The sequence below is a fragment of the Bradyrhizobium sp. KZN70725 genome, assembly GCF_055264925.1.
Genome location: NZ_JBUYWT010000152.1, coordinates 1 through 2,235, shown reverse-complemented (window position 1 = coordinate 2,235; position 2,235 = coordinate 1). Strand labels below are relative to the sequence as shown.

2 protein-coding genes are annotated in these 2,235 nt (G+C 56.5%); both read right to left on the bottom strand.

Features of this window, described 5'->3' with window-relative positions:
* Nucleotides 1-187: 187 nt before the first annotated feature.
* Entirely contained in the window at nucleotides 188-427 is a 240-nt protein-coding gene (locus ACZBJS_RS42320) for a hypothetical protein (protein WP_463440311.1), read from the bottom strand.
* A gap of 921 nt (nucleotides 428-1,348) precedes the next feature.
* On the bottom strand, nucleotides 1,349-1,753 hold the full coding sequence (locus ACZBJS_RS42315; protein WP_463440310.1) for a lipocalin-like domain-containing protein: 405 nt from the start codon (nucleotides 1,751-1,753) through the stop codon (nucleotides 1,349-1,351).
* Between the last annotated feature and the right edge of the window lie 482 nt (nucleotides 1,754-2,235).

Genomic DNA, 2,235 nt, shown 5'->3' with positions numbered 1-2,235 from the left:
GACTTCAACAACCAGGCAACCAAAAGCCAGCGCCGCCACGCTGTCCGCGATTTAGCGAAACTGCTGTCCGTCAGTTAGCGAAACCGCTGTCCCGTTTTTGCGAAATACGCACACTAGCGCTAACTAATAATGAAAGGTTACCCGTTGAGGGCAATCGCATTGTCGCAATTGCGACTATACGATTATTTCAGGTCGACGACGCTGCCTTGGCGATCGGAAACAGCCCGGCACGGCCTTCTTCGTCTGGATTGCCAGTAAATTTTTGCGCGTTGGGCAGCGGCCGCACATCGTCTGGCGGATCAGTGTTCTCGATGATGATGACCTGTCGGTCTATGGCGATCTTTTTCAGGTACTCGTAGAACTGCGCTTTTAGGTCGACTTCATAAGAATGGCACAGCCCCGCCGAATGGCGGGGCTGTGTGGACACTAGAGTTCTGACTCGGGTAGTTCGTCGCTATACCCTTGCAATGCCGCAGGGACAGCAGCGAAAGCCTGTCCCTCCGCAGTGAACTCTAGAAGCCGGCAATGCAGGGCGCAAACTGCTCGAACGGCAGCAATGGCCGCTTCGCAACAAGCAACCTCGGCGGCCTGAAATGGCTGATCACCGTGGTCCGGAAATTGGTCCGTCCCATCAGCAATTTCCTGCCGAAGTGCGGTTGCCCGTCGTTGCGCGAGTCCCGCGATCGTCAGATATGTCGCCAATTGACCCATTTAGAATTCTCTCTGATTGACCTTCCGTCACGCCGGAAGGCGTGAACCGTTGGCCGTACCTCAGAGGAGGAAACGGGATGCGTGATGGCTCCAGTATGGGCTTAAAACCCGTTTGCACAAGCGGTGCAGTCTAGGGCCTGCAGATTACTCGTTAGAATTCAATGAGATAATGAGAGGTGCCAGCCTGTGGGGCGCCTATTGCCGTCCTCGAATCCGACCCCCGGACTCACTCCGGTTTGCTTCGCTTTGTAGCTGCAAAGTGCTTCAAGCCCCTCGGTTGCTCGAATGTCTGTGGCAGTTCAGCTAGGTCTGCTCATGACAAATTCCTATTGTTTAAGGAAGATCGGACTAACAGCGGGTTGCAACCTGTAGGATATCTGCGGACGGTTGACGGCCAAGGTCTGAAGTTGGCCCGTGGCTCACCTCAGCGCAGGACGCGGCGATGTCCGATTCTGAGAGGTGACCCGCCCAAGGCATCCTGGCTGCCGGGAGCAGCCTTTGACCCAAAGAGGACCCCTATGGATCGAGATTCAGGGAGCCTTCTTCCAAACCAGCCGGTTGAAGGTTGTTTGTCCGCCGTCGTCCCGAGCCGGGGTTAGCAGCGACAACACGTCGTCCTTTATAGAGACGTTGCGCTTCAGAATGGTCGCCGTTTGTAAGGGATGAGAGACTTAACAACGTAGTGCGTGACGACGTGCGCCGTTTCGTCCACCTCAAACGTGCCATAGTAGGCGTAGTATTCGTCAAACCAAGCCGCACGATCTGCAGTGGAGAGCTTATTGAAATCTGCGCGCGAAATCGTGCCTGCCGGTGCGCCTACTATCTGCACACTCATCCAGCCATTTTCGCTGTAAATAATGATCCCCGTGATAGGCGGACGCCGGCCAAACCAGGGGATGGTCTCGTTCCCTTTCACTGTCACCGCCTCAGTAAGCGACCAAGTCCCGATCAGTCGAGGGCGAAGGAGGGGCTGATCTGCTGTCGCGGAGGAACTGGTTGCCAGAACTCCGATTGAAGAAACGAGAAAAGCTCGCCGGTGCATTCGTCGCTCCATCCTTCCCGAACAATTTCAGACACGGTATGCCACCCTAGTGCGAGGACCAAATCTCGAATTCATGACTGCAGTTTGGATGAAGGGAACCAGGCGGCCGCGGTCTTTGTTGAGATCCGGCGAGGAGAGATCGCGCTCAACATGTGATCTTGGTTCTTCCGCTTCTGTGAAGGGTTTCGGATGCCGGCCGCATGACTGACGGCGCGGCACATTCGGCGGCCGGCGTCCGAAAGCCTCCAAGGGAGATGCTATGGTGCGGGCGGCGGCGGTGAGGACGGTGAGGATATGGCATTCATCGGCGCTGATGTGAACCGATGGAGCACCCCATGCAGAAGTTGAACGACCTGAGCCGATCCCTCACACCCCTCAAACCGGACGGTACGCTGATCGCTGTGATCGAGATGAGCCTGTCGAGCTGGCTCGTTGCGGGGATTGTGCCTGGTGTCGAGCGCCAGCCGTCGAAGAAGCTTGAG